The 25321-nt window shown below is 57.8% G+C and carries 22 protein-coding genes and 1 tRNA gene; 15 read left to right on the top strand and 8 right to left on the bottom strand.

Translation table 11 applies throughout. The features are described from left to right. Positions 1–60: 60 nt before the first annotated feature. On the bottom strand, positions 61–2076 hold the full coding sequence (metG, locus tag ACQCLF_RS01830) for a methionine--tRNA ligase (RefSeq protein WP_426984569.1): 2016 nt from the start codon (positions 2074–2076) through the stop codon (positions 61–63). Between the two features lie 372 nt (positions 2077–2448). Between metG and apbC the strand changes: the two genes are divergently transcribed. The 3 genes from apbC to ACQCLF_RS01815 all read left to right on the top strand — a co-directional run bounded on the left by apbC (position 2449) and on the right by ACQCLF_RS01815 (position 5769). Next, the gene (gene apbC / locus ACQCLF_RS01825) at positions 2449–3546 is read left to right on the top strand and encodes an iron-sulfur cluster carrier protein ApbC (RefSeq protein ID WP_426984567.1); all 1098 of its coding nucleotides are present in this window, start codon (positions 2449–2451) and stop codon (positions 3544–3546) included. Between the two features lie 143 nt (positions 3547–3689). After that, complete coding sequence (gene dcd, locus ACQCLF_RS01820) at positions 3690–4259, top strand: dCTP deaminase (RefSeq protein ID WP_426984566.1); 570 nt, start codon at positions 3690–3692, stop codon at positions 4257–4259. Positions 4260–4644: 385 nt separating this feature from the next. After that, a complete protein-coding gene (locus ACQCLF_RS01815; RefSeq protein ID WP_426984564.1) occupies positions 4645–5769 on the top strand; it encodes a M15 family metallopeptidase in 1125 nt (374 codons plus the stop codon). 92 nt (positions 5770–5861) lie between these two features. On the opposite strand, the gene ACQCLF_RS01810 is transcribed toward ACQCLF_RS01815, so the two are convergent. From ACQCLF_RS01810 to purM, 4 genes are all read right to left on the bottom strand, one after another. Next, positions 5862–6347, bottom strand: a complete 486-nt coding sequence (locus tag ACQCLF_RS01810) for an FKBP-type peptidyl-prolyl cis-trans isomerase (protein ID WP_426984563.1) — start codon at positions 6345–6347, stop codon at positions 5862–5864. Between the two features lie 95 nt (positions 6348–6442). Next, positions 6443–7162 (bottom strand): DUF3108 domain-containing protein, encoded by a 720-nt coding sequence (locus ACQCLF_RS01805; RefSeq protein ID WP_426984561.1) that lies wholly within the window; start codon positions 7160–7162, stop codon positions 6443–6445. Positions 7163–7198: 36 nt separating this feature from the next. Then, entirely contained in the window at positions 7199–7846 is a 648-nt protein-coding gene (gene purN / locus ACQCLF_RS01800) for a phosphoribosylglycinamide formyltransferase (protein WP_426984559.1), read from the bottom strand. An 8-nt stretch (positions 7847–7854) separates the two neighbouring features. Next, complete coding sequence (gene purM, locus ACQCLF_RS01795) at positions 7855–8913, bottom strand: phosphoribosylformylglycinamidine cyclo-ligase (protein WP_426984558.1); 1059 nt, start codon at positions 8911–8913, stop codon at positions 7855–7857. Positions 8914–9230: 317 nt separating this feature from the next. On the opposite strand from purM, the gene ACQCLF_RS01790 reads away from it, so the two are divergent. From ACQCLF_RS01790 to ggt, 4 genes are all read left to right on the top strand, one after another. Then, positions 9231–10298 (top strand): DUF2066 domain-containing protein, encoded by a 1068-nt coding sequence (locus tag ACQCLF_RS01790; RefSeq protein WP_426984557.1) that lies wholly within the window; start codon positions 9231–9233, stop codon positions 10296–10298. 33 nt (positions 10299–10331) lie between these two features. Beyond that, a complete protein-coding gene (gene hda, locus ACQCLF_RS01785; RefSeq protein ID WP_426984556.1) occupies positions 10332–11042 on the top strand; it encodes a DnaA regulatory inactivator Hda in 711 nt (236 codons plus the stop codon). Between the two features lie 87 nt (positions 11043–11129). Further along, positions 11130–12893 carry a glycoside hydrolase family 9 protein gene (locus ACQCLF_RS01780; protein WP_426984555.1) on the top strand — a complete coding sequence of 588 codons (1764 nt, stop codon included), beginning with the start codon at positions 11130–11132 and terminating at the stop codon, positions 12891–12893. A gap of 409 nt (positions 12894–13302) precedes the next feature. Further along, the gene (ggt, locus tag ACQCLF_RS01775) at positions 13303–14991 is read left to right on the top strand and encodes a gamma-glutamyltransferase (RefSeq protein ID WP_426984554.1); all 1689 of its coding nucleotides are present in this window, start codon (positions 13303–13305) and stop codon (positions 14989–14991) included. A gap of 18 nt (positions 14992–15009) precedes the next feature. Here ggt and ACQCLF_RS01770 read toward each other — a convergent pair whose 3' ends face one another. Then, positions 15010–15957 carry a tRNA dihydrouridine synthase gene (locus ACQCLF_RS01770; protein WP_426984552.1) on the bottom strand — a complete coding sequence of 316 codons (948 nt, stop codon included), beginning with the start codon at positions 15955–15957 and terminating at the stop codon, positions 15010–15012. 386 nt (positions 15958–16343) lie between these two features. Here ACQCLF_RS01770 and ACQCLF_RS01765 point away from each other — a divergent pair, with 386 nt between their 5' ends. The 5 genes from ACQCLF_RS01765 to ACQCLF_RS01745 all read left to right on the top strand — a co-directional run bounded on the left by ACQCLF_RS01765 (position 16344) and on the right by ACQCLF_RS01745 (position 21707). Further along, positions 16344–16595 (top strand): OadG family protein, encoded by a 252-nt coding sequence (locus ACQCLF_RS01765; RefSeq protein ID WP_426984551.1) that lies wholly within the window; start codon positions 16344–16346, stop codon positions 16593–16595. Between the two features lie 48 nt (positions 16596–16643). Next, on the top strand, positions 16644–18428 hold the full coding sequence (gene oadA / locus ACQCLF_RS01760; protein ID WP_426984550.1) for a sodium-extruding oxaloacetate decarboxylase subunit alpha: 1785 nt from the start codon (positions 16644–16646) through the stop codon (positions 18426–18428). 45 nt (positions 18429–18473) lie between these two features. Beyond that, the gene (locus tag ACQCLF_RS01755; RefSeq protein ID WP_426984549.1) at positions 18474–19781 is read left to right on the top strand and encodes a sodium ion-translocating decarboxylase subunit beta; all 1308 of its coding nucleotides are present in this window, start codon (positions 18474–18476) and stop codon (positions 19779–19781) included. Positions 19782–20145: 364 nt separating this feature from the next. Beyond that, the gene (locus ACQCLF_RS01750) at positions 20146–20943 is read left to right on the top strand and encodes a PhoH family protein (RefSeq protein WP_426984548.1); all 798 of its coding nucleotides are present in this window, start codon (positions 20146–20148) and stop codon (positions 20941–20943) included. 92 nt (positions 20944–21035) lie between these two features. Further along, on the top strand, positions 21036–21707 hold the full coding sequence (locus ACQCLF_RS01745) for an NAD(P)H-dependent oxidoreductase (protein WP_426984547.1): 672 nt from the start codon (positions 21036–21038) through the stop codon (positions 21705–21707). A gap of 60 nt (positions 21708–21767) precedes the next feature. Here the strand turns inward: ACQCLF_RS01745 and ACQCLF_RS01740 are convergent, their stop codons facing one another. Together ACQCLF_RS01740 and ACQCLF_RS01735 are read right to left on the bottom strand one after the other, a co-directional pair. Beyond that, positions 21768–23105 (bottom strand): glycoside hydrolase family 2 TIM barrel-domain containing protein, encoded by a 1338-nt coding sequence (locus ACQCLF_RS01740; protein WP_426984545.1) that lies wholly within the window; start codon positions 23103–23105, stop codon positions 21768–21770. 198 nt (positions 23106–23303) lie between these two features. Continuing rightward, entirely contained in the window at positions 23304–23633 is a 330-nt protein-coding gene (locus tag ACQCLF_RS01735; RefSeq protein ID WP_426984543.1) for a hypothetical protein, read from the bottom strand. Between the two features lie 167 nt (positions 23634–23800). On the opposite strand from ACQCLF_RS01735, the gene queE reads away from it, so the two are divergent. The 3 genes from queE to ACQCLF_RS01720 all read left to right on the top strand — a co-directional run bounded on the left by queE (position 23801) and on the right by ACQCLF_RS01720 (position 25320). After that, the gene (gene queE / locus ACQCLF_RS01730) at positions 23801–24451 is read left to right on the top strand and encodes a 7-carboxy-7-deazaguanine synthase QueE (RefSeq protein WP_426984541.1); all 651 of its coding nucleotides are present in this window, start codon (positions 23801–23803) and stop codon (positions 24449–24451) included. Between the two features lie 29 nt (positions 24452–24480). Then, positions 24481–25161 (top strand): 7-cyano-7-deazaguanine synthase QueC, encoded by a 681-nt coding sequence (gene queC, locus ACQCLF_RS01725; protein WP_426984540.1) that lies wholly within the window; start codon positions 24481–24483, stop codon positions 25159–25161. An 86-nt stretch (positions 25162–25247) separates the two neighbouring features. Continuing rightward, positions 25248–25320 (top strand) — tRNA-Lys (locus tag ACQCLF_RS01720). The last annotated feature ends 1 nt before the right edge of the window (position 25321 follow it).

Here is a 25321-nt window from a genome sequence, read left to right as displayed (position 1 = left end):
CCGGCGCTGGTTAGGCTGATTGAGCATATGCTTATGCCGGAGCGCGGTGCGACGGGGCGGTTACATCACCCGCTGGCCCGGTTTGGCACCACTGTGAGGTTCAAGAATGTGGATATCCTTACCGCCTGGCCCCGCCGCCAGCACCATGCCCTCGCTAATCCCGAACTTCATTTTACGCGGTTTTAGGTTGGCCACCATAATGGTGAGCTTTCCCTCGAGGTCCTCTGGCGCATAAGCACTTTTGATCCCCGCGAAGACATTCCGGGTTTCACCGCCGAGGTCCAGCGTTAAACGCAGCAGCTTGTCTGCCCCCTCGACGTGTTCCGCTTTGGCGATACGCACCACACGCAAGTCCACTTTGGCAAAATCACCAAACTCGATCTCGTCCGCGAGTGGTTCATCTGCCACGGGTCCTGAGGGTTTGGGCGCCGGGGCGGTTTCCTTGCTGGCGTCGATCATGGCATCCACCTGCTCTTTTTCCACCCGGGTCATTAGCGGTTTAAAGGCGTTGATGTTTTGCCCGCCCCGGAAGGTAATAGCGGAGTGCCAGTTCAGGGTTTCTCCGAGAAACGCTTCAGCCTTTTCGGCCAGTTGAGGCAGTACCGGCTTGAGCCACATGACCAGGGCGCGGAAGCAGTTCAGGCCCTGGGTGCAAATGGCCAGCACTTCGGCGTCGGTACCCTCTTCCTTGGCCAGCTTCCAGGGGGCTTTGGCGGCCAGGTATTCGTTGGCGGCATCGGCCAGGGCCATGATCTCGCGCATGGCTTTGCTGAACTCCCGGCTCTCGTAATGCTGGGCTATGACGGCGTCGGCGTCCTGGAAGCGCTGCCACAGAGCTTCATCGGCCACGTCGGTGGCGAGGGTGCCGCCACTTTTCTGGACGAATTTGGCCGTGCGGCTGGCGATGTTCACCACCTTGCCGACCAGGTCGCTATTGACGCGCTGGATGAAGTCATCCAGGTTCAGGTCCAGGTCGTCCACGGCGCTGGTGAGCTTGGCCGCAAAGTAATACCGCAGGTACTCGGGGCTCAGGTGAGCGAGGTAGGTTTTCCCGTTAATGAACGTGCCGCGGGACTTGGACATTTTCTTGCCGTTGACGGTCACGAATCCGTGCACACAAATACGAGTGGGTGTACGGAAACCGGCCGAGTGCAGCATGGCGGGCCAGAACAACGCGTGAAAATTCACAATGTCCTTGCCGATAAAGTGGTAAACCTCGGCGCTGGAGTCGGCGCTCCAATAGTCGAGCCAGTCCTCTCCGCGTTGGTCCAGCAGGTTCTTCAGACTGGCGATATAGCCGATGGGGGCATCCAGCCATACATAGAAGTATTTGCCAGGCTGGCCGGGAATCTCGAAGCCGAAATAGGGAGCGTCCCGGGAGATATCCCACTCCTGTAAATCGGCGTCCAGCCACTCGGCGACCTTGTTGGCCACTTCGTCCTGCAAGTGGCCGGCGCGCGTCCACTGCTTCAGAAAGTCGGCGAAGGCGGGCAGGGTGAAAAAGAAGTGCTCGGACTGTTTGGGCACCGGAGTAGCTCCGGAAAGAGCGGATACCGGGGCAATCAGGTCCATGGGCGAATAGGTGGCGCCACAGGCCTCGCAGTTGTCCCCGTACTGATCGGGGGTCTTGCACTTGGGGCAGGTGCCCTTGATGTAGCGGTCGGCCAGGAACAGTTGTTTCTCGGGGTCGAAGGCTTGAGTGATCTCCCGCCGGGCGATATGGCCGTTGGTGTCCAGGCGCTGGTAAATCAGTTCCGACAGTTCCCGGTTTTCGGGGGAGTGGGTGCTGTAGTAATTGTCGTGTTGAACGAGAAAGCCTTCGGAAACCGTTTTATGTGCGGCGTGCATCTTCTCGATGTGCTGCTCGGGCGTAAGACCCAGCTCTTCGGCTTTGAGGGTTATGGCGGTGCCGTGGGCGTCGTCAGCACAGACGTAGAGGCAATCGTGACCGCGCAGTTTCTGAAAGCGAACCCAGATGTCGGTCTGGATTTGTTCCATCAAGTGTCCCAGGTGAAGGTCGCCGTTGGCGTAGGGCAGGGCACTGGTAACGAGGATTTTGCGGGCGGCTTGGCTCATGGTGTCGGCAAATGTCTGGCTGAGTGTCGAAAAGGAGCCGCACTATAGCAAATTTTGCCCCTTTCTTCAGGGAGTTAGCGATTAAAGTTGACTGTGGCACTTGGTTTTTGAGTTGTTGGCGCAATAAAGAGGGGGATGCTCTCCTTTTTGACGTTTGTTGAGTAAAAGAGTCCGGCGCCGTCGAGGGGGTATCGATGGGAGACCCGCCGTGAATCCATCCCTGGAGGCTTCGCTGCGGCATCCTTGCCGCAGAGAGTCTCCCATCGATACCCCCTCGATGGCGCCTCGGTGCCAGTCTTGCTCTGGGGTGTCGCTGATCTGTATACAGTAATGCAGTAACTTTCGTTAAACCTGATGCAAAGTATCCGTCTTATGTTTGGAAGTATTGAGAAGTCCCTTAAGGGTGCGCTTAAAGTCGTTATTGAGCCGACCACTGGTCTCTCTCTGGGGGAGTTGGCGGTGGAGCCCGTTATTCGGGTGGATGGGGAGGACGTTGATGTTTCTCTGACTCTGGGGTACCCGGCGGAGGGGGTTGCTGAAACGCTGGCGGGCGCTGTGAATGAGGCGGCTTCCGCGGTTGAGGGGGTTGGCTCCGTAGTCGTCAATATTGACTGGGATATCCCCGCACGTGGCGGTGCCAATACCAGCGGTGATATTCCCGGCGTGAAGAACATCATTGCGGTTGCCTCCGGTAAAGGGGGGGTCGGCAAGTCTACAACGGCTGTTAACCTGGCCTTGGCCCTGGCCGCCGAGGGGGCCAGGGTGGGCATTCTCGATGCCGATATATACGGCCCCAGCCAGCCCAAAATGCTGGGGATTGGAGAGCGTCGCCCAGAGGTCATCGAGGTGGATGGCAAGCAGATGATGCGGCCCATTGAGGCGCACGGTATTCAGTCGATGTCGATGGGGTATCTGGTCACTGAGCAGACTCCTATGGTGTGGCGTGGCCCGATGGTCAGCGGCGCCTTGCAGCAGTTGCTGACCCAGACGCATTGGGAGGATGTGGATTATCTGATTGTGGATATGCCGCCGGGCACGGGCGACATCCAACTGACGCTGTCGCAAAAAGTGCCGGTGACCGGGGCGGTAATCGTCACGACCCCGCAGGATATTGCGCTGCTGGATGCCCAGAAAGGCATTGAGATGTTTCGTAAGGTGAAGGTGCCGGTGCTGGGGGTGGTGGAAAATATGGCGGTGCATATTTGCTCTAACTGCGGCCACGAGGCACATATTTTTGGCGCTGGCGGTGGGGAGCGAATTGCCCGTGACTATGAGACCGAGTTGCTGGGTTCCCTTCCGCTCGACCTGTCCATCCGGGAGACAACGGACAGTGGTCGACCCTCGGTCGTCGCGGAGCCGCATTCCGACGTAAGTGATCGCTACCGCGCCATCGCCCGTCAATTGGGTGCCACTTTGTGGCGGCAGTCAACCGCGAGCCGTGGTCCGACGATTGGTATTGAAGACGATTAGTAGATGCCTGAGCGCCTCCGTCTGTCGGAGTGGTGCGGTCTGGTAGCGGCCTCCCGACCAACCCACTGGGCAGCACCGGCAAAAAACGCTATGATGCGGCCCCTTTTTCTTCGCAGAAACCCAATTCCGCAACAGGATCGCCGATGAGTATCAAATCTGACAAATGGATGCGCCGCATGGTCGAGCAAGAAGGCATGATCGAGCCGTTCGAGCCTGGTCAGGTGCGCTATGATGCGGCGGGCGAACGGCTGATTTCCTACGGTACATCGAGTTACGGCTACGATGTGCGCTGCGCGGATGAGTTCAAAATCTTCACCAATGTCTATTCGTCAGTGGTCGACCCCAAGAACTTTGATCAAAACAGTTTCGTCGACGTGAAAAGTGATGTATGTATTATTCCCCCGAACTCGTTTGCGCTGGCTCGCACGGTGGAATACTTTCGCATCCCCCGCAAAGTGCTTACGGTGTGTCTCGGCAAATCGACTTACGCGCGCTGTGGCATCATCGTCAATGTCACGCCCCTGGAGCCGGAATGGGAGGGGCATGTGACTCTCGAGTTCTCCAACACCACACCCTTGCCCGCAAAAATCTACGCCAATGAAGGCGTGGCCCAAATGCTGTTCTTTGAGTCTGATGAAGTCTGTGAGACCTCTTACAAAGATCGCGGTGGAAAGTATCAGGGGCAGCGCGGCGTAACGCTTCCGAAGACCTGATACAGGTCTTTATCAGGGCGCTTTTAACGTTAATCTTCCTAAAGTTAAGCCGACTCTCGACGCTAATAGTGTGAAATGGTACCGTTTCGCGTAATGTGAAGTGGTACTGTTTTTAATAGATAGTGGCAATAACCACAATAATTGATATAAGGTGGCGCTGAAAATTGCGCCGCGATAGGCTATATTAGGTTAGCCCTTGCAGGTAGTCGAAGCCCGCCTGTTTGGCGGCGTTGGCTGAGGTTGCCATCATGATCCCGCCCACTTCGGGTTCTATTGAGTATAAAATCCGTTGGGATCGATCAATGTGGCGTGTTCACACGCCAGGTCGAGAAGCGCACGTAGAGCTTGAAAAGTTAAGAGAGCTTGAAAAATTGAGAGAGGAACGGTGAAACGCAGAGATCTACTGGTTGGTTTTGTCTCCGGGGTAGGGTTTACGGCCGGCAACGGCTACCTTTGGCACCTGGCGGAAAACAGCAGTCGGCGAGCGAATGTACCTGAAGACCTTCTGAGTGAGTCGGGTTACGCTCTGGAGGTGGATCCGTTCTCGTTGGGAGAAGAGGGGATCGGCGCCCCGGCCAAGACAGTCCCGCCCACGCCGCCGAACAAACCTCCTGTGCAGTTACGAGCGACTGTGGCTGATGCTTTGGAATTGCCCACGGTTGAGGATGTGGCCAGTGGGGCGGTGTCCAGCGAGCAGGTGCTCACTCAGCAGGCCAGTGCGAACCTGGCTGAAGCCGATCAGCATCGGTGTTGCGATCACGACCATGCGGCTCCTGCCATCGAGCTACCCAACCAGCAACTGGTCTTGGAGAAAGTACGCAACTTCGACGGCGACTTTGTCGATGACATTTTTCTAAGTGACGCTGAGCAACCCGTTATCCATTCCCTGTTCTTGCGCTTTAAGCGTGCCGAGCGATTGGTCGGCCACGGCAATTACAACCTGTTGAGTTTTGACGAGCTGTTCAAGTTCGGCAATCGATACTCGGAGATTGGTCAGTTTTCACCGCCGGAGCTGCAGCTGATTGAGAAGCTGTTTTTCACCGAAGCAGAGAAATACGGTTTTTACGGAGAAAAGGTGACGAAAGACCTGACGGCCAAAATCTCTCACAAGGAAACCGTTAAAGTCCCATACTCTGGACATTTTCTCTTTCGGGGTGATTCCGAGTCATATTATGACAAGTTGCGCCGGGATATCGGGGAGAGCGTGATTTTGACGTCCGGGGTGCGTGGCAACGTGAAGCAGATGCACCTGTTCATTGCCAAGTGCCTTGAGTCGAACTACAACCTGTCCAAGGCATCGCGTTCACTGGCACCGCCCGGTCACAGCTACCACGGGGTTGGTGACTTCGATGTGGGTCGCGTAGGGTGGGGCTATTCGAACTTCACCGATAAATTTGCTGAAACGGATGAATTCAAACGTATGCAGGATCTTGGCTACGTGCAGATCCGGTATACCAAGGACAACCACTACGGGGTTCGGTTCGAGCCCTGGCATATCAAGGTGGTCTAGGGTCTAGGGCCTCGCTGGTTAAGGGCGACCCGCTTAACAGACTTTGGCGCCCCGCGAGAGAGCAGAGCGCCGTAGTCCTGCCGACCAATCACTTAGTGATCGTGACCTTCCGGGCCGTGTACATGGCCGTGGGAAATCTCTTCTTCGGTGGCGTCACGCACTTCAGTAACTTCCACGTCAAAGTTCAGGTCCACGCCCGCTAACGGGTGGTTGGCATCGATGGTCACGGTATCGCCCTCAACTTTGGCGACACGTACCACTTGGGTGCCTTGTTGGGTCTGAGCCTGAAACTCCATGCCTTCTTCCACTTTTTCCACGCCGGTGAACATGTTGGCCGGCAATTCCTGCAGCAGGTTATCATCACGCTCGCCGTACGCCTCGGCGGCTGGCACTTTGGCGGTCAGCTTATCACCCACGGCTTTGCCTTCCAGCTGCTTCTCCAGGCCGGGGATGATATTTCCAGCGCCGTGCAGGTAAGTCAGAGGACCACGCTCTTCGCTCGATTGATCCAGCTGCTTGCCATCGCTGTCTGTCAGTGTGTAGTGAAAGCTGACGACGCTGTTGTTAGAGATGCTCATAAATAAACCTATAGGTTGAGGTGAATGTAAGGTGATGAATGATTGGTGGGGGCGATTGCTATGGATTACAACCGCCCCGGCGGTGAGAGGGAGCGTTAGAGGGCCTCGATGTTCTGGCCGTTAATGCGAGCTTCATTGATCGTGATGGAGTGTGAATCACCATCTTCGATCTGCTCGAGCTGAATCAGCAAGTAGTTCCACTTTGGCGCCAGCCAGGCGTAAGTCACCCGGTCATCGTCGTCACGGCTGCGCATCACTTTCACGGTATCGACCGCGCCTATGGGTGTTTTTAACCGCTCGCGGGCGACAATCTCGAATCGGTACTCCTTTAACTCCCCGCCATCGGCGATGGAATAGACTAGGTTTTCCCGGCCTGCGATCAAGTCCTTCTGCAATTGCACCTGATAGCTGAGCTTGTCCTGGACGTTTTGGTTGATATCCATTCGCCAGCTTTGGTTTTGTACGTCGTTAATGACTTTCTTGCTATCCCAGTCAAAGGTCAGCTCGGCCTCGCGATTCTTTCCGAGGCCGGTGCGTTTGTAGAAATACTTTTGGGGCTGTACGGTGTCGCCGTCCCATTGAAAACGCGATGTTTCGGTGATGTTGCCCACCCAGGAATCGGCGTCAAACAGCAGCTGTTGTTCACCGTTATCCAGCTGTGACAGCTCGTGCGTGACGGTGACCTTGATGCCGAACACGCGGGTTGAGTAAATATTTTTAAAAGTTTGTGGCATTTGCGCATGAGCGGCACTGACAAGAGCACCCGACAGTAGTGTGGTGGCGAGGCAGCGGATCAGCGATTGCTTCAGGGGCATATAAGGCTCCTTGGCGTTCAGTTCAGGACGTTCAGTTCAGGAGTGGGTGACGTCTATTAGATACCCACTTGGCCCTAAAGGTTCGTTATCCAGAAAAACCGTTCCTTGATGCAGGCGCAGGCGGCCTCGCCCAAACCACTCGACCGCTTGGGGGTAAATGCGGTGTTCCTGCTCCAGAACCCGGGCGGCCAGCGTTTTTTCATCATCGTCAGGGTGAACGGAAATTTTGGCCTGGAGGATCGGCGGGCCACCATCGAGTTCGTCGGTGACGAAATGAACCGTGACACCGTGTTCGGTGTCGCCGGACTCCAGCACTCGCCGATGTGTGTGGAGCCCCTGATATTTAGGCAGCAGAGAGGGGTGAATGTTAAACATGCGCCCCTCGTAGTGGCGCGTGAAGCCGGGCGTGAGAATGCGCATGAAACCCGCCAGCACCACCAGATCCGGCGTCAGCGCATCGATCCGTTCGCGTAGCGCGGTATCGAATGCTTCCCGCGAGTCGTACGCCGTATGCTCCAGCGCGATCGCGGGGATGCCCGCCTGCTCGGCTCTGAGCAACCCTCGAACCGCGGTTTTGTTGCTGATCACACCGACAATCTCAATAGGCAGCGTTCCATGGCGCTGTCCGTCGATCAGTGCCTGGAGGTTGGAGCCGCTGCCGCTGATTAGCACGACAACGCGCATTGGCTTGCTCAAGCCTTTACCCCCAGGAGCTCCACTTGTTCTTCCCCGTCGGTCGCCTCGGCAATGTGCCCGACGACGAAGGCTTCCTCTCCGGCACTTTTCAGCAGTGCCACAGCGGATTCGGCGCTGTCGGCGGGAACCGCTACGATCATTCCGACCCCGCAGTTAAAGGTGCGGTACATTTCCCGAGGTGCTACGCCGCCGGCTTGCTGGAGCCACTGGAAGACAGCTGGCAGAGGCCAGCTTTGTGTATCGATAACCGCCTTGCAGTGCCTGGGTAACACGCGGGGAATGTTTTCCAGCAGCCCCCCGCCGGTAATGTGCGACAAGGCATGCACGTCAGTTTCGGCAATTAATTTGAGTAGGGGTTTGACATAAATGCGGGTCGGCGCCATCAGCGCACTGGCGAGCGTCTGACCGTCACAATCCTGTTGTAAGTCGGCCCCACTGACCTCAATGATTTTACGGATCAGCGAATACCCGTTCGAGTGGGGGCCGCTCGAAGCCAGGCCGATGAGGCAGTCCCCGGCGCTGACGTTGCGGCCGTCGATAATGCCGGATTTTTCCACGACGCCGACGCAAAAGCCGGCCAGGTCATAGTCCTCGCCCTCGTACATCCCGGGCATTTCGGCGGTTTCGCCACCCACCAGCGCACAGCCTGCCTGCTCGCAGCCCATGCCAATGCCGGTGACCACGTCGGCGGCCACGTCAACATTGAGCTTGCCGGTGGCGTAATAATCCAGGAAAAACAGTGGCTCCGCACCCGCGACCACCAGGTCATTCACGCACATGGCCACCAGATCAATGCCGATGGTGTCATGCTTCGCCAGGTTCATGGCCAGGCGAAGCTTGGTGCCCACGCCGTCAGTGCCGGAAACCAGTACGGGTTCCTTATAGCCTTTCGGAAGCTCGCACAGAGCCCCGAAACCGCCAAGTCCTCCCATGACCTCGGGGCGGTGAGTGCGCTTGGCGACGCCTTTGATGCGCTCGACCAGGGCTTCCCCAGCGTCGATATCGACGCCGGCATCTTTATAACTGAGTGACGGTGCTTTGTGTTCTTCGGTCATGAACGGATTGGCTCTCGACTGGCGATGGTCCCGGATTGGCGGCAAAACTTCCGCCCTGAACAGGAATCGGGGAACGTAATGGCCGCGTATTCTATCAGTTTGTGATCGAAATGCGAGCGAGAGGCCGCGTCTGGAAGCATAGAGCCCCTTTTTCCGTGAAACAGGAACCTTTCGCCATTTTGACAGCCTGCTACAATGCGTGCTTTTGCTCCCTTCGGAGCGGCGCGGGCGCAACCGGCATTGACTGAGACAGAGGCGTGACCTTGAAGCAACTAACTACGATGTGTAACAGGCGGCTGGGGCTGTTGGTGCTCCTGATGGCCAGCTGGCTCCTCGCGACGACCGCCCGTGCCGAGCAAGTGGTGGACCTGTATTCGGCAGAAGTGCTGGTCACCTCTCAGTCAGCGAAAGAGCGGCGCCGCGCGGCGGAAGAAGGGTTGCGCAAAGTCATGGTCCGCGTCTCCGGTAACCCGGAGGCGGCTGAGGGCGCTGAAGTGCAAACGGCTTTGTCCCAGGCCGAAGACTTTATTTACGAATTCAACTATGTTTCCACAAGCGAGACGATTGAGGTCGGCGAGGAGGCGCGCCCGGCAAGTCGGCTGGTCATGAAATTTTCCCCCGTGGAGGTGGAGCGGCTGTTGCGTTCGGCCCAATTGTCGTTCTGGCCCGCCAACAGGCCCGGTGTGGTGGTTTGGCTGGTGACCCGGAATGACGAGGGGCTGACTCGCGTGAGTGAGGGCGAGGAGAGGGACTGGTTGCGCAAAAGCGCCCGGGAGCGTGGCGTGCCGTTAGCCATGCCGCTGGATGACCTTGAAGACCGTCTGGCGATATCGGCCCGGCAGCTCTGGGAACAGGACGAAGAGGCCATTCGTAATGCCTCGCGTCGATATGAAGCCGAAGCGATACTGGTGGGGCGCTACAGTGAGACGTCCGGTGGTCAGTGGCGTTCAGATTGGCAGTTGTATCATGATCTGGGTGATCCGACCTTTTATGTGAGAGAGGCTTCGCTGGAAACCGTGATGTCCCAGGCGATCAATGAAACAGCAAACCACTTCGCGGGACTGTACGCCATTGTTCCACGGGAGGAGGGGCCGAACGTGACGATTATGCAGGTGAACGGCGTCGATAATTTTGGGGATTACAAAGCCGCCGAGCATTACCTGGAGGCGTTGGCGGTCGTGCGCCGCGCCGAAGTCATCGCGGTTCGACCCGGGGCCATGACATTCCGTCTCATGACGGAAGGGGAACCCTCCCGCCTGTACGGCATGTTGGAGCGCGACCGGCGGTTGGTGCCGTCTATTGACAGTAGCCGAATCAGTCTTACCGGTAATCGGTTCCAGCCGGAAGGCACCCAAACCAACCCGCTGGTATACACTTGGCGATAACGTCGGCGCTGCAAAATAGAGTTGATAAGGGTTATGCCCACACCACAACAACTGTCCCTGGGGATCAGCCTGAATGACGAGGCGACGTTCGCCAACTTCTATGTGACAGAGGCGTCGGCCAATGCCCGGACGCTGTCTTTGCTGCGCGCTCAGGCAGCCGGTGAGGGAGAGTCCTTTCTGTACGTGTGGGGGGCGCCGGGAGTCGGGTTGACGCATTTGTTGCAGGCAGCTGGGCACGAGGCGCAAGATCTGGGGCAGTCGATCCAGTACCTGCCTCTTTACGATGTGGCCGGTTTTGCCCCCGATGCCTTGCTCGAGGGGCTGGAGCACCTGGATCTCGTTTGTCTCGACGGCCTGGATGCCGTGGCCGGACACCCCGCCTGGGAAGAAGCCTTGTTTCACCTTTTCAACCGCATCAGGGACGCCCAAAAGCGCTTACTGGTGGCGGCGGTGCAGGGACCGCAGGAATTGCCGGTGGCGCTGCCGGATTTGCGTTCTCGCCTGCATTGGGGGATAACCTGCCAGGTGCAGGCGCTGAGTGACCATGAAAAAGAAAGGGCGCTTCGCCTCAGGGCTCACCGTCGCGGTATGGAACTGGGGGAAGAGGTGGCTCACTATATTCTCCAGCGTATTCCGCGCGATACCAACGAATTGTTCTGCTGTCTCCAGCGCCTGGACCATGCCTCATTGGCCGAGCAGCGAAAGTTGACCATCCCGTTTGTTAAAAAAGTGTTAAACCTCTGATCTGACCTGACGGAGCGCACCTCGATAAGGTAACCTTGACTGTTTGACGGTCAATACCGAAATCATAAGCAATAAGAGGTGTGTGTTATGTTTCATCGACGAATTGGCATCGGTGTAGTCTCTCTCTCCCTGCTCGCCAGCCTGCTGATCGCGTGCCAGTCCGATCCGGCGAACCGGGCAGATCAAAGTGCCGCCCTGGAGTCCGCCATTGAGATTAACCAATTGGGTTTCGCCCCCACGGCGCACAAAGAGGCGTTGGTGCCGGCGGGGGTTGGGGACCGGTTTGAGCTGGTAGACGTCGATACCCAGCGAGTCGTTTTCAGCGGCACCCTGAGCAAAGCCGAGCGGTGGCCAGTGTCCGGCCAGACCGTCCGGCGCGCGGATTTTTCAGAGTATCAGCGGCCAGGCCGTTACCGGCTTCGGGTGGCTGGCGAGCTGGAGTCTATCGTGTTTCCCATTGAGGAAGGCGTGTACGCCGGTCTGAATGACGCCGCGGTCAAAGCCTATTACTTCAATCGCGCCAGCACGGCGCTGGAACAATCCCATGCGGGTGTGTACGCCCGTCCCGCAGGCCATCCCGACGACCAGGTGATGGTCCATCAGTCCGCTGCTTCCGAGGAGCGCCCGGAAGGCACCGTGATTTCCAGTCCCAAAGGTTGGTACGATGCGGGCGATTACAATAAGTACATTGTTAATTCGGGCATCAGCACCTATACCCTGCTGGCTGCGTATGAACATTTCCCCCAGTATTACCGCGATCGTGATCTCAACATTCCCGAGAGTGGCGATAGCGTGCCGGATCTGCTGGATGAAGCCATGTGGAACCTGGACTGGATGTTGACCATGCAGGATCCGAACGACGGCGGTGTGTACCACAAACTGACCACCTTGCGTTTCGCTGGCAAGGTCATGCCGGAGGACGCCACCGCCCAACGGTATGTGGTGCAGAAGGGGACATCAGCCGCCTTGAATTTTGCGGCTGTGATGGCCACCGCCAGCCGCGTGTATGGCGACTATAGCGATGCTTTCCCCGGCTTTTCTGAGCGCGCCATGGCGGCGGCGGAGCTCGCCTGGGCCTGGGCGCAGGCGCATCCGGACGTGACCTACCGGAACCCAAGCGATGTGGCGACGGGCGAATATGGCGATCAGACGCTGACGGATGAGTTTGTCTGGGCGGCCGTTGAGCTGTACCTCACCAGCGGTGATCAGGTGTATCTGGAGTCAGTTGATTTGGCGGCGGCTGAGGTCGAAGTACCCAGTTGGGGAAGTGCGGTGGGCCAGCCCTGGCTGTCGCTGCTGCATTTCAGTGACGAACTGCCCGCAGAATTGAAAGCACTGGCCGAGGGCAAGGTAACGGAATTGGCAAACGCATTGACTCAGGAGTGGCAGCAGTCGGCCTCCGGTGTGCCCATGCGGCCCCAGGATTTCGTATGGGGCAGCAATGGCGTGGCGATGAACAGTGCGATGATGCTGTTGTCTGGCTATCAATTGACGGGCGATGACCGTCAATTGGCCGCCGCCCAGTCGCTTCTGGACTACGTGCTGGGGCGCAATCCCACCGGCTTCTCCTACGTCACCGGGGAGGGCGTGAAAACCCCCATGCACATCCATCACCGCCCCTCCGCAGCTGACGGTATTGACGAACCTGTGCCGGGGTTCCTGGCTGGCGGCCCTCACAGTGGCCAACAGGATTTGGATGATTGCCCGGTGGCTTATCCCTCTGATCAGCCCGCCCGCTCCTATCTGGACCATTGGTGCAGCTACTCCACCAATGAAATTACCATCAACTGGAATGCGCCCCTGGTGTATGTGACCGGCGCTCTTGAGGTGATCTACCAGCAAGATCACTGAGGCTTAATAGCGCCGGAAGGCGATTTTGTGTACAATATCTGGCAAGGATTCCAATAAAAACCCGCTGCAAAGTCGGCTCCCCTTGTGGGGGCTGACTTGAGCGGGTTTTTTTATGGTTGTTTGGCGGGTGAAAGCCCTGATTCATCGTCGCAGGAGGTAAGCAGTATGCGTCGCTTGTTGCAATTCTTTTGGCTTCAACACCGGGTGGTTACCCGTGGCAGATTGACCGGCAACATGAATATTGAAGGTCGTCGCTGCGACGGTTATTGGTTCTAAAATCGGTTCCTGCCCGCCCGCGTTTTCATTCGACAAACCCCGCCTTGTGGTAGTCTACGGCCAGTTCACACTCATTCGGTTGCCAGGTTCCTTTCTGTGCCAGGTTCTTTTCCGCTTATTGGAGCGCTTCGATATGCTCAGTTGGTTTCCCCGTTTGGTTGCGCTGGTGCTGATGGCGCTGGCCGGTCCACTGCTGGCGGCGGATTACGCCGAAGTCACAGACGATGGCAAGGGAGCGGTGGCGACAGTACAGCCACTGGCCACCGCCGCGGCGATGGAAGCGTACGCGCAGGGCGGTAACGCGGTGGATGCGGCGGTAGCGGCGGCGTTGACGCTGGGGGTGGTAGATGGCCACAACTCGGGCATTGGCGGCGGGCTGTTTGCGCTGATCCATTGGGCCGACGGCACGGTGGAAGCGGTTGATGGCAGGGAGATGGCACCGGGAAAAGCGCATCGGGATATGTATGTGAAAGAGGGCGAGTACCGCCCGGCGTTAAGCAAACGCGGCCCCTTGGCGGTGGGCATTCCCGGCTCGATTGCCGCGTTTGACTATCTGTTGAAAAAAGGGGGGCAGCAGTCGTTCGCCCGTCACTTGAATCGCGCGGCTGATCTGGCGGAAAACGGTTTTCCTATTGATGGTATTTTTGCCCGGAGGCTGCAGCGACACGCCGAGGACTTGGCTGAATTCCCCGGCACGGCGGCCATTTTTCTGGATGCGCAGGGGCAACCCTGGCCGGCGGGCCACTCATTGCAGCAAAAAGATTTGGCGACGACCTATCGAGCGATTGCGGAACAAGGGACAGAATATTTTTACGGGGGCGGATTCGCCAAAGCCGTGGGCGACTGGATGATGCAACATGGTGGCCTGATTACGCGGGAGGATTTTTCCGGCTACGAACTGCTGATCCGTGATCCGGTGGTTAGTGAATACCGCGGGTATACCGTCTATGGCTTCCCTCCCCCGAGTTCCGGCGGGGTGCATATTGCCCAAATGCTGAATATGCTGGAAGGGTTCGAGCTGGACGAATTATCCGAGGTGGACCGCTATCATTTGCTGGCCGAGGTGATGAAACTCGCCTTTGCGGATCGCGCCCATTGGTTGGGCGATCCCGCGTTTGCGGATGTGCCGAAAGGCTTGATAAGCGAGGCCTACGCCCGGACGCTGCGTGAACGAATCTCCCTGCAAAACTCCGCTGACGTCAGTGGGCACAGCACACCGCCGCAATCGCGTGAAGAGCTGTTTGGCAAGCATACGACCCACATTGCCACGGCCGATAAAGACGGCAACTGGGTAGCCATTACGACAACGGTGAACACCAACTTCGGCTCCAAAGTCGTGGTGCCGGGCACCGGCGTTATCCTGAACAACCAGATGGATGACTTTTCCGCTCAGCCCGGCGAGCCGAACGCTTACGGACTGGTGGGTGCCGAAGCCAATAGCATCGCACCGGGCAAGCGGCCACTGTCCAGTATGAGCCCCACTTTGTTAACCCGGAAGGGTAAGCCTGTGCTCACTCTGGGGGCAGCTGGCGGGCCCACCATCATTACTCAGGTGCTCCAGACCATGGTGAACTCGATTGATCTCGACATGAGCCTTGGCGATGCGGTGGGGATGACGCGAGTGCATCACCAGTGGCGACCTGACCACCTGTTTGTCGAGAAAACGATGGCGGCGCCGGTTCGTGACGGGCTGAAGGCCAAGGGCCATCACTTGCGAACACTGGGTGATTACGGCTCTACCCAGGCGATTGGGCTCGATGAAAAAGGCGAGTTTATCAGTGTGGCCGAGCCACGCCTGCGCGAGCGCAATCGGCTGGAGTAGACACCGCTCGACTGAGCGTCAGGCCGCCGCCCGGAAAGCCGCTTCCAGCCTGGCGGGCTCGCGCTCGCGTTTGATGTTCTCGAAAAAGGTGGCCGCTTGAGGGTACTCCCGCTGCAAATACATCAGCCACTGCTTGATTCGGTTGCCGCTGTGTTTGGTGGGGTAGTGGGGTTGGCTCAACCGGTAGTAAGCGTGCAGCAGCTGACACACTTCTGCCCAGGGCATCGGCGTGTACGCCTCTCCAGTGAACCGTGCCTTGATCGCTCTTGCCAGATCGGGGCGAGCGAGCAACCCCCGGCCCAGCATAAAACGGTCACAACCCGTCACTGAGCGACAGCGCTCCCAATCCTCCGGCGACCATATTTCACCATTGGCGATGACCGGGATCGACAGGGCTTCTCGAATACGCGCAATGTATTCCCAATAGGCGGGTGGGCGATAACCATCGCGCTTGGTGCGCGCGTGTACGGTCAGCTCGCTGGCACCGGCGTCAGCGACCGCCAGGGCATTCTCAAGATAGCGGCTGGTATCGTCGAAGCCCAGGCGGATCTTGGCGCTGACGGGAATGGAAGCGGGCAGTGCAGCGCGCACGGCGGCCACAATCCCGTATACCCGTTCCGGCGTGCGCAGCAGGCAGGCACCGCCATCACTGTTATTGACGGTTTTGGCGGGGCACCCGAAGTTCAGATCAATGGCCGTGGCCCCCGCCCGCACGGCCCTCTGCGCGTTCAATGCGAGAGGCTCGGGTTGCCCTCCCAGCAGCTGTACCTTGACGGGTGTGCCCGACGGCGTGAGGCACTGGTGGTCCAGCTCGGGCGCATAGCGCCGAAAGACCCGGCGCGGTAGCGTGTTTTGGGTAACCCGGATGAATTCGGTCACGCAGCCGTCCAGACCGCCCAGCGCACTGAGGATGTCCCGAACCTGATGGTCGACCACCCCTTCCATCGGGGCGAGAAACAGTTGCATGCGCGATGGGCTCCAGCCAGTAGAAAAAGCCATCATTTTACCGGGATATCCCTCGAGCCGCTGACTTTTCTGTCGCCGGGCGGGCGTTGATCGACCGGCGTCCGGCTTTGATAGCCGCGCCTAAGTTGTAAGTTTCTGCCTAAGTTGTAAGTTTCTGAGAGATAAGAGAAAATACCCGGCCTTTTTGCGCACCGTTTCAGTCCATGCAAGGCGGTTCATGCAGGGGTCGAATCAGCGCGTTTTCTACAAACATAAAGAAGCGGCGAGTGTTCGCAGAGATAACATTCAAAGGGCGCCATGGGCGCAGACCGATATCGGCCATGATCTGCCAATACTAGACATGATCTGTCAATATTATGATCTGTCAATATTAAGAGGACCTTGGGATGAATGAGACATTGCTGCAGCAGGGACTGGACCTGCTGTTATACGGCATGGGCTCGGTGGTGGTCTTTTTGACACTTCTGGTGATCGCGACCACGCTGATGAGCGGTGGCTTGAGTCGCTGGTTCCCCGAGCGTGAAGCCCCGGCGGATAGTGAACGCCGCCCGAAGGCCCGCCGGTCTTCCTCAGATGTGGATGGAAAAACCCTGGCCATTATTCGGGCCGCCATTGAGCAACACCGCGCGCGCCGTTAAGGGCGCAGCGGCGGTGACCGCCAACTGACAAAGGTAAGGTATAGCACCATGAGCGATGCGAAAAAGCCGTTGGGCATCACGGAACTGGTTCTGCGCGACGCACACCAGTCGCTGTTCGCCACCCGGATGCGGCTGGACGATATGCTGCCTATAGCAGAAAAGCTGGACCGTGTGGGGTTCTGGTCCCTGGAAACCTGGGGAGGAGCTACCTTTGATGCCTGCATTCGCTATCTGGGGGAAGACCCCTGGGAACGCATCCGGGAGCTGAAAAAAGCCATGCCTAAAACCCCGATGCAAATGTTGTTGCGCGGGCAGAATATCCTGGGCTATCGCCACTACGCCGACGACGTCGTGGATAAATTCGTCGAGCGCGCCGCCACCAATGGCGTGGATGTATTTCGCGTGTTCGATGCCATGAACGATATGCGCAATATCGAAACCGCGATGAAAGCGGTCAAGAAGCAGGGTAAACATGCGCAAGGCACCATTTCTTACACGCTGAGCCCGGTGCACGATATTGATCTGTGGGTGGATCTGGCGAAACGCATCGAGGACATGGGTGCGGACTCGATTGCGATCAAGGATATGGCCGGGCTGCTCAAGCCCTACGTGGGGTATGAGCTGGTAACGCGCCTCAAAGAAAGCTGCAGCGTGCCCATCCACATGCAAAGCCATGCAACCACCGGCCTGGCGCATGCGACGAATCTCAAGTGTGTGGAAGCCGGTATCGATAACGTCGACACAGCCATTTCGTCCATGTCCATGACCTATGGCCACAGCCCGACCGAAACTCTGGTGGCGACGCTGGAGGGAATGGATCGGGATACCGGGTTGGACCTGGAGCTGCTCGAAGAAATCGCTTCCTATTTCCGCGAAGTGCGCCGCAAGTATGCGAAATTCGAAGGGTCCTTGAAGGGCGTGGATTCGCGCATCCTGATTGCCCAGGTGCCGGGCGGCATGCTCACCAATATGGAAAATCAGCTGCGCGAACAAAATGCGGAAGATCGTTTCGATGAAGTGCTGGAAGAAATTCCCCGCGTTCGGGAAGACCTCGGTTTTATTCCTCTGGTGACACCTACCTCGCAAATTGTGGGCACCCAGGCGGTCATGAATGTCCTGACCGGGGAGCGCTACAAAACCATCACGCGCGAAACCGAAGGGGTCCTCAAAGGTGAATATGGGGCAACGCCAGCCGAAGTGAATGCGGAGCTTCAGGCGCGAGTGCTCGATGGTGCACAACCTATCACCTGTCGACCGGCCGACCGGATTGAGCCCGAACTGGATAAACTGGACAAAGAGCTGGCCGAGCTTGCGAACGATAAAGGCATCACCCTCGAAGACGGCGAGCGCCGTGTTGACGATGTGTTGACCTACGCTCTGTTTCCCCAGGTGGGACTGAAGTTTCTGCAAAACCGTCACAACCCTGACGCGTTCGAACCGGTGCCTACCGGCAAGGAAAGTGGGGCTGTGACGACCGAAGGTGGTGAAGAAGTTTATACCGTTGAGGTTGAAGGGCAGAAATATACGGTCACCGTTAACGATGGGGGTGACGTCACCGGTTTGGCGCCGGTCGGCGGTCAGAGCTCGCCTGCCAGTGGCGCGTCAGCGTCAGCGGTCGATGGCGAGCCTGTTCCTGCCCCTCTCGGCGGTAATATCGTCAAGCTGCTGGTCAAGCCCGGCGACACCGTGGAAGAAGGGGATACGCTGTTGCTTCTCGAAGCCATGAAAATGGAATCCGAGGTGAGCGCACCACGTGCCGGTACCGTAACGGCGATTCATGTTCAGCCTGGCGATGCGGTCACGGCTGGCGATGCACTGTTGGATCTGGCGTGATGCCGGGTGACCTGCAGCTCGGTTGAGAAAGGTTGAGAGCAATCTATGCAGAATTTTATTCGTTTGTGGCAGGAATCCGGTATCTACCAGATGGAGTGGGGCACATTGACCATGATAGTGGTCGGGTTGCTGCTGCTGTTCCTGGCCATTCGCAAAGGCTTTGAGCCATTGCTGCTGGTACCCATCGGTTTCGGTTGCATATTGGCCAACATTCCCGGCGCGGGGCTGGCCATGTCCGCCGCCCATCAGGCCATTGATGTAGGCGGAGCCAAAGTATTGGCGGATCTGGCCGAGGTCTTTGGTGTCGCCGCGACCACATCGGCCGATGAATTGCTGACCTTGTACAAAAGCGCATCCGCCTCTGAGCTGGCGGCCGCTCATCGGGTCGCTGTGGAGTATGGTTACAGCAATGGCATGATCTATACCTTTTACCAGGTGGCGATTGGGTCCGGTGTGGCGCCACTGATTATCTTCATGGGCGTCGGAGCTATGACGGATTTCGGGCCCTTGTTAGCCAACCCCAAAACCCTGTTTCTCGGGGCGGCGGCGCAGTTTGGTATATTTGCCACGGTCATGGGGGCAGTTGGTTTGTCGGCCTCTGGCCTGATGGATTTCTCCATCGCCGATGCAGCGGCGATCGGTATCATTGGTGGCGCCGATGGGCCGACGGCCATTTATGTCTCTAGTATTCTGGCACCCGATCTGCTGGGCGCCATTGCGGTGGCGGCCTACTCCTACATGGCATTGGTGCCCCTGATCCAGCCCCCGATCATGCGTGCGCTCACTACGGATGCTGAGCGTCAAATCCGCATGGAGCAGTTGCGGCCGGTTTCCCGTCGGGAAAAAATCGTCTTCCCATTGGTGCTGTTAATTCTGGTCGCGCTGTTCTTGCCTTCGGCGGCACCTCTGCTGGGCATGTTCTGCTTCGGTAACATCATGCGCGAGTGTGGTGTGGTAGAGCGCTTGAGCGATACCGCGCAAAATGCACTGATCAATACCACCACGATTTTCCTCGGCCTGGCGGTTGGCTCCAAACTGGCCGCGTCTTCCTTCCTGGACACCAAAACGCTCGGCATCTTGGGGCTGGGTATCGTCGCGTTCGCCATTGGCACCGCGATGGGGGTTCTGGTCGCGAAATTCATGAACCTGTTTGTGCGCCACAAAGTCAACCCACTGATTGGTTCCGCTGGCGTGTCTGCCGTACCCATGGCGGCCCGCGTTTCCAATAAAGTGGGGCTGGAAGCGAATCCGCAAAACTATCTGCTCATGCATGCCATGGGTCCCAATGTGGCGGGTGTGATCGGCTCTGCCGTCGCAGCAGGGATCATGATCTCCATGGTATCAGCGATGTAATAGCCCTTGGCGCCAGGAGAGCCTGGCGCCAGCTCTCCCCGAGCTCTCCTGCCGTGAACTCTCCCGCTTCACTGTCACACGTTCGCCATTGACCCATCCCGGAAAAGCGCCTAATATCAAGACAGTGCACTGTGTTATAAGGTGCGCTTACCACCCACCGCTCAGTAGAGGAGAACCCAGCAATCGTCAGTTCGGGGTGTCTCTCTCACCCTCTGACAATCGCGTTACCATTTGAGTCATACAGGGCCTTAGGTCGGTTGCACACCGTGGCACTGAACGTGCGTCATGCACCAGACGTCCCATGGTTGGACGACACCGCGCCTGAGTTGTCTCTGTTCACCTGGAACCTGATGGGGATTTATCCATGGCGAAACGATCTCACGCGAAGCGCAAGCGGCATCAACGGAGTTACATTGAGGAACGGGACCGCGTCCTCCAGGAAGAACACGGTCGACACCGTGCACCGCCCGACGGGAACATAGTGGAAATCAACGCTTCCCGACAACTGCAAACGGCTTACGCTCCCCCCCGCGCCAACAAACCTCTCACCGCCTTCACCCAAGCCCAACAACGCTACATTGACGCCATCCAACGCTACCACTTGACCTTCGGCATCGGCCCTGCCGGTACGGGCAAGAGCTATTGTGCTGGCGCACTGGCTGCCGAAGCGCTGGAGTCCGGCAGAATTGAGCGCATCATATTAACGAGACCGGCTGTGGAAGCGGGTGAGCAGCTCGGGTTCTTGCCCGGCGCTCTGGATGAAAAGTTCTCTGTGTACATCGACGCCTTCCGGGAAATTCTTGCGGAAAGGCTCGGAGCGGGCACGGTGGACTACTGTCTTCGACATGGCCGCATCGTGGCAGCGCCGCTGGCTTTTATGCGCGGGAAAACCTTTAATCAGCGAACCTTTGTGATTCTGGATGAAGCGCAGAACACCTCGCCCGCCCAGATGAAAATGTTCCTGACCCGCATTGGCGAAGGCTGCCGTGTCGTGATCAATGGCGACATCGAGCAGAGCGATATTCGCGGCCCCAATGGACTGGCCGATGCGGTCCAGCGACTGGGGGATTTGCCGAACGTGTATATCCATAAGTTCGAGCGGGAGGATATTGTGCGCAGCGGTCTGGTCCGGGATATTATGGATTGTTACGAATTAGTGTGATTATTTTCATCATCGGTAGGGCGAAAAAAACCCGGCTCTTTGTAGTCGGGTTTTTTTAACATAAGGCGAATTGGAAGCCCCTGTATTAATGTATGTTGACTGAATGTGAGGGTTTGGTTGTGGAGTTGTTGAATGCATTACAGTGGCGCTACGCCACTAAACGTATGACCGGGGCCGAAGTGCCGTCTGAAAAAGTGGACCGGATTCTGGAGGCGATTCAATTAGCTCCCTCCTGTTTTGGTCTCCAGCCTTATTCGGTGATTGTGGTTAAGGATCCTGAGCAGCGGAGTCGGATTCGTGAGCAGGCAGCGAATCAGCCGCAGGTGGAGGAATGCTCGCATCTGTTGGTGTTTGCGGCCTGGGATCCGGTTGAGGATCAAAGCGTTACCGATTGGGTGGGGCGCGTGGCTGAGGTGCGTGACCTGCCTGTAGAAAGTCTCTCAGGTTTACAGGCAACGATTGCTGGTTCGGTTGGACCGCGCTCGCGTGAAGAGCGGTTTCAGTGGGCAGTCAGACAGGCCTATATTGGCCTGGGAATGGCGGTGGCGGCTGCGGCGACGATGGAAGTGGACGCCTCCCCGATGGAAGGGTTCAGCCCGGAGGCGCTGGATGAGTGCCTCGGTTTGCGCGCTCGGGCATTGCGCAGCGTGGTGTTATTGGCACTCGGTTACCGTGATGCCAAGTCTGATCGGTATGCTTCTGCCAAAAAAGTGCGCTGGCCGAGAGAGAAAACCATTCTGCAATGGCCGTTCGACCGCCGCTGAACACTCGCCTGCCAGTACGCGGGAATTACACTGAAATTCCCGCGTACTGGCGCACCAACGTTATTGGTCGCTATCCCCTTCGGTGGACGTTTCCACGAAGAAGGGCACATTGGCCGTCGCTGCCCGGTCGTATTGGGTGGTCACGTAGGTAAAGAGACGGTAGGGGCCCGGCGTCGCCGGTGCGGTAAACTGCATGGCCCCGTCGCCCTCGTCCTGCACGATCAGTCCTGTGACTTCAGTCGGTCGATCTTCCCGGTCACCGCCGGATTTAATATCGGTGCTTTCCGGCAAGATTTCCCAGCGAATCTCCAGTGGCTCGTCCGTCGGGTGGCGAGCATCGAGCTCGACCCGGTACGCTTCTCCCGCTTTTAGATAAATGCTGTCGGCGGCGACTTTGTCATCAATCTTGAACGACTCGATGTGGGGGGCGCGATGCTCAGGCCATTGGCCGCTCCAGAGCCACTGCATGGTATCGACCACTTCGGTGGCCTCGCCCGACTCCAGAAACATGCCGTACCAGGTCGGCGTGGTTTCCTGTTTTTGGCCCCACAGGAACGCGTAGGAACCGAGCCCTTTCTCGGGGTCGCCCGCGATAGCGGCTTCGTAACGCTCCCGGTAGGACTGCGCCTTTTCGGTGCTGGTTTGTTCGATGGGAACATCCCAATCGGTGCGGGTAATTTCCCAATGGCCGGTGGGGCCCCATTCGGTAATGGCGTAAGCGCCAGGCCAACCGATGTCTCGCATTTTTTGCGGCAGCGAGGACAGGTCGCCGTACATATTGACGCTGAGGTAATCAATGCTGGGCACTCTTTCCCGGATCAGGTCGGCTTTTTCTTGATCAATCCCGGCGGTAACGGTCGTAATCAGGTGGTGGGGATCCAGTGAGCGGATCATTTGAGCGATGTCTTCGACGGCATACCACACATCGGCGTTGGTGTAGTAAAGATCCAGCTCGTTGCCAATGCCCCAGGTGAGCAAGGCCGGGTGATCCTTGAACTGCAATACTTTCTCACGGATGGCCGCTTTTTGTGCCTTCACGGCGGCTTTGTCGCTGTAGTCAAAACCGTGCCGTTCCTTTCCCATGCGCAGCCCGAGCATGACAGTGAGGCCGTGAGACTCGGCGTCGTCGAGAATTTTCTGTGCGTTGTCGGTACCCCAGGTTCTTACCGAATTGGCCCCCGCGGCAGCCAGTTGCTCCAGCCGACTGGTGCCGCCTGCCCCCCGAATGAAATAGGGCCGTCCTTCACGGTAAATCGAGTAGTGGCCCGCTTCGTCCTGTTTCAGTTGGACAGGAACCGCCTCGGAGGCGGCTGCTTCGGAAGAGGTCGTCTCAGCGTCATTGGCGTTGCAGGCCGCCAGCGCGAGAATTCCGCTCAGGAGTAGCGCTTTTTTGTTCATTATCCAGAGTCTCTTGTTTTATATGGGTGACGAATTGGAAGAGTTATTGGGCATTGCCGTTAGCGATTGTTGCGGTAAATGCTCAGAGGGGCAATAGACGGGAGGGAAGTGGGAAGCGTTAAGACAAAAGTGGGACATGAAACGCGTAAAATCAGCACGGGTGTTCAGCGTGACAAGACGCCGTGCCAGTTTGTCGGGTCACTCTTCGACCCACTCCCAGCGCACGGGTTGCCCGAAATCATCCAGAATCATTTTTTTCTTTGGGCGTTTTTGGCGAGGTTTCTTGGGTTCTGGCACCGGGTGTTTGCGAGATTCCACCGCCGCGACGACCTCGGTCATCGGGGTTCGGCCAGCCAACGGGTTTTCGCTGTTACGGGGGGTGAATAGGGGCGTCAACGGTCCTTTCGGGTCGATGCGTCCGCTCAGCCCACGGGGTACCTGATGCACCTCACCGCCGGAGTCCAGATACTCTTCCATCTGCCGATCCAGCTCGGCACGCATCTCGCGTTTGGTCTTGACGGGTTTCATAATGCTTGTGCCGGGGATTAGCGGGCGAATCAGTAAGAATACCAGTCTCGCCAAAAGGCGGCAAACAGCATGGACTCGCATCTGTGGTGGGCTTTGGGTAAACTGCCGTCTCATTTCCTAAGCCGCACGTCGTCGCCCCGACGCGCCTGACCGACGTTCCGACAGACATGACCGACGACAGTCTTCGTATTACCGAGATATTTTATTCGCTCCAGGGCGAAGCGCGAACGCTGGGTCGCCCCACCGTGTTCGTTCGCCTGACGGGCTGTCCTTTGCGCTGCCAGTACTGCGATTCGGAGTATGCCTTTTATGGTGGCGAGCGCATGACGCTGGACGCCATCGTGGAGCAAGTGGCTGGTTTCCAGCCGACGTATGTGTGCGTCACCGGCGGAGAGCCGCTGGCCCAGCCGAACTCCCTGGTTTTACTGACGCGGTTGTGTGATCTCGGTTATGAGGTTTCTCTGGAGACCAGTGGGGCCATGCCGCTGGACAAGGTGGATCAGCGCGTTAGCCGGGTGATGGACTTAAAGACACCGGATTCCGGCGAAATGGAGCGCAATCGCTGGGAAAACGTGCCGTTACTGCAACCGCACGATCAGGTGAAGTTCGTATTATGCAGTCGGGCCGATTATGACTGGGCCCGGTTCAAACTGGACGAGTACCGGCTGGCTGAGCGGGTGGAGGATGTGTTGTTCTCGCCCAGCTTTGGTCAACTGGAGGCCCGAGAATTGGCTGACTGGATTGTGGCCGATAATCTGCCCGTGCGTTTCCAGATACAGATTCATAAATTGCTGTGGGGCGACGCCCCCGGCTATTGATAGCTATTGATAGTAAGCAGGATATCGTCATGCCCCAACCAAATGCTGTCGTCATGGTCTCCGGTGGCCTGGATTCCACGACCGCGCTTGCCATTGCGCGGGATGAAGGGTTTGTGTGTCACACCATCAGCTTTGATTACGGCCAGCGGCATCGAGCGGAGCTGAAAGCGGCCGAGCACACCGCGCGATCCCTGGGCAGTGTCGAGCACAAAGTGGTCACTTTGGATCTGAACACCATCGGGGGCTCGGCGTTGACAGACCAGAGCATTGATGTGCCGGAGTCGCACACCGAGGGCATTCCGGTGACCTATGTGCCCGCGCGCAATACCATCTTTCTTTCTATTGCGCTGGGCTGGGCGGAAGTACTCGGAGCGAATGACATTTTTATCGGTGTGAACGCCGTGGACTATTCTGGCTATCCCGATTGCCGCCCGGAGTATGTGGCGGCCTACGAGACGATGGCCAATCTGGCAACTCGCTCGGGCGTGGAGGGGCAAAAGCTGAGCATCCGGGCGCCGTTGATGCGCTGGTCAAAGGGGGAGATTATTCGCCGGGGAACTGCCCTGGGCGTTGACTATGGGCTCACCGTGTCCTGCTATCAGGCCAATGAGGCGGGCGAAGCCTGTGGGCGGTGCGACAGTTGCCGTTTACGTCGGGCTGGCTTCGAGGAGGCCGGTCTTCCTGATCCGACCCGCTATCAAGCCGGGTAACCGCTTGGTTGTGGGGCGTTTTTTGCGGTTTTCTGTCAAAAACGGCTTGTTTTTTTCAGCTGAATCTTTATCATACGCGCCTCTTTGGGTCGTTAGCTCAGTTGGTAGAGCAGTTGGCTTTTAACCAATTGGTCGCTGGTTCGAATCCAGCACGACCCAC

Source organism: Marinimicrobium sp. ARAG 43.8, assembly GCF_050113635.1.
Lineage (GTDB): Bacteria > Pseudomonadota > Gammaproteobacteria > Pseudomonadales > Cellvibrionaceae > Marinimicrobium.
The sequence above is the reverse complement of the archived record's forward strand: the minus strand, read 5'-3'. Positions and strand labels throughout refer to the sequence as shown.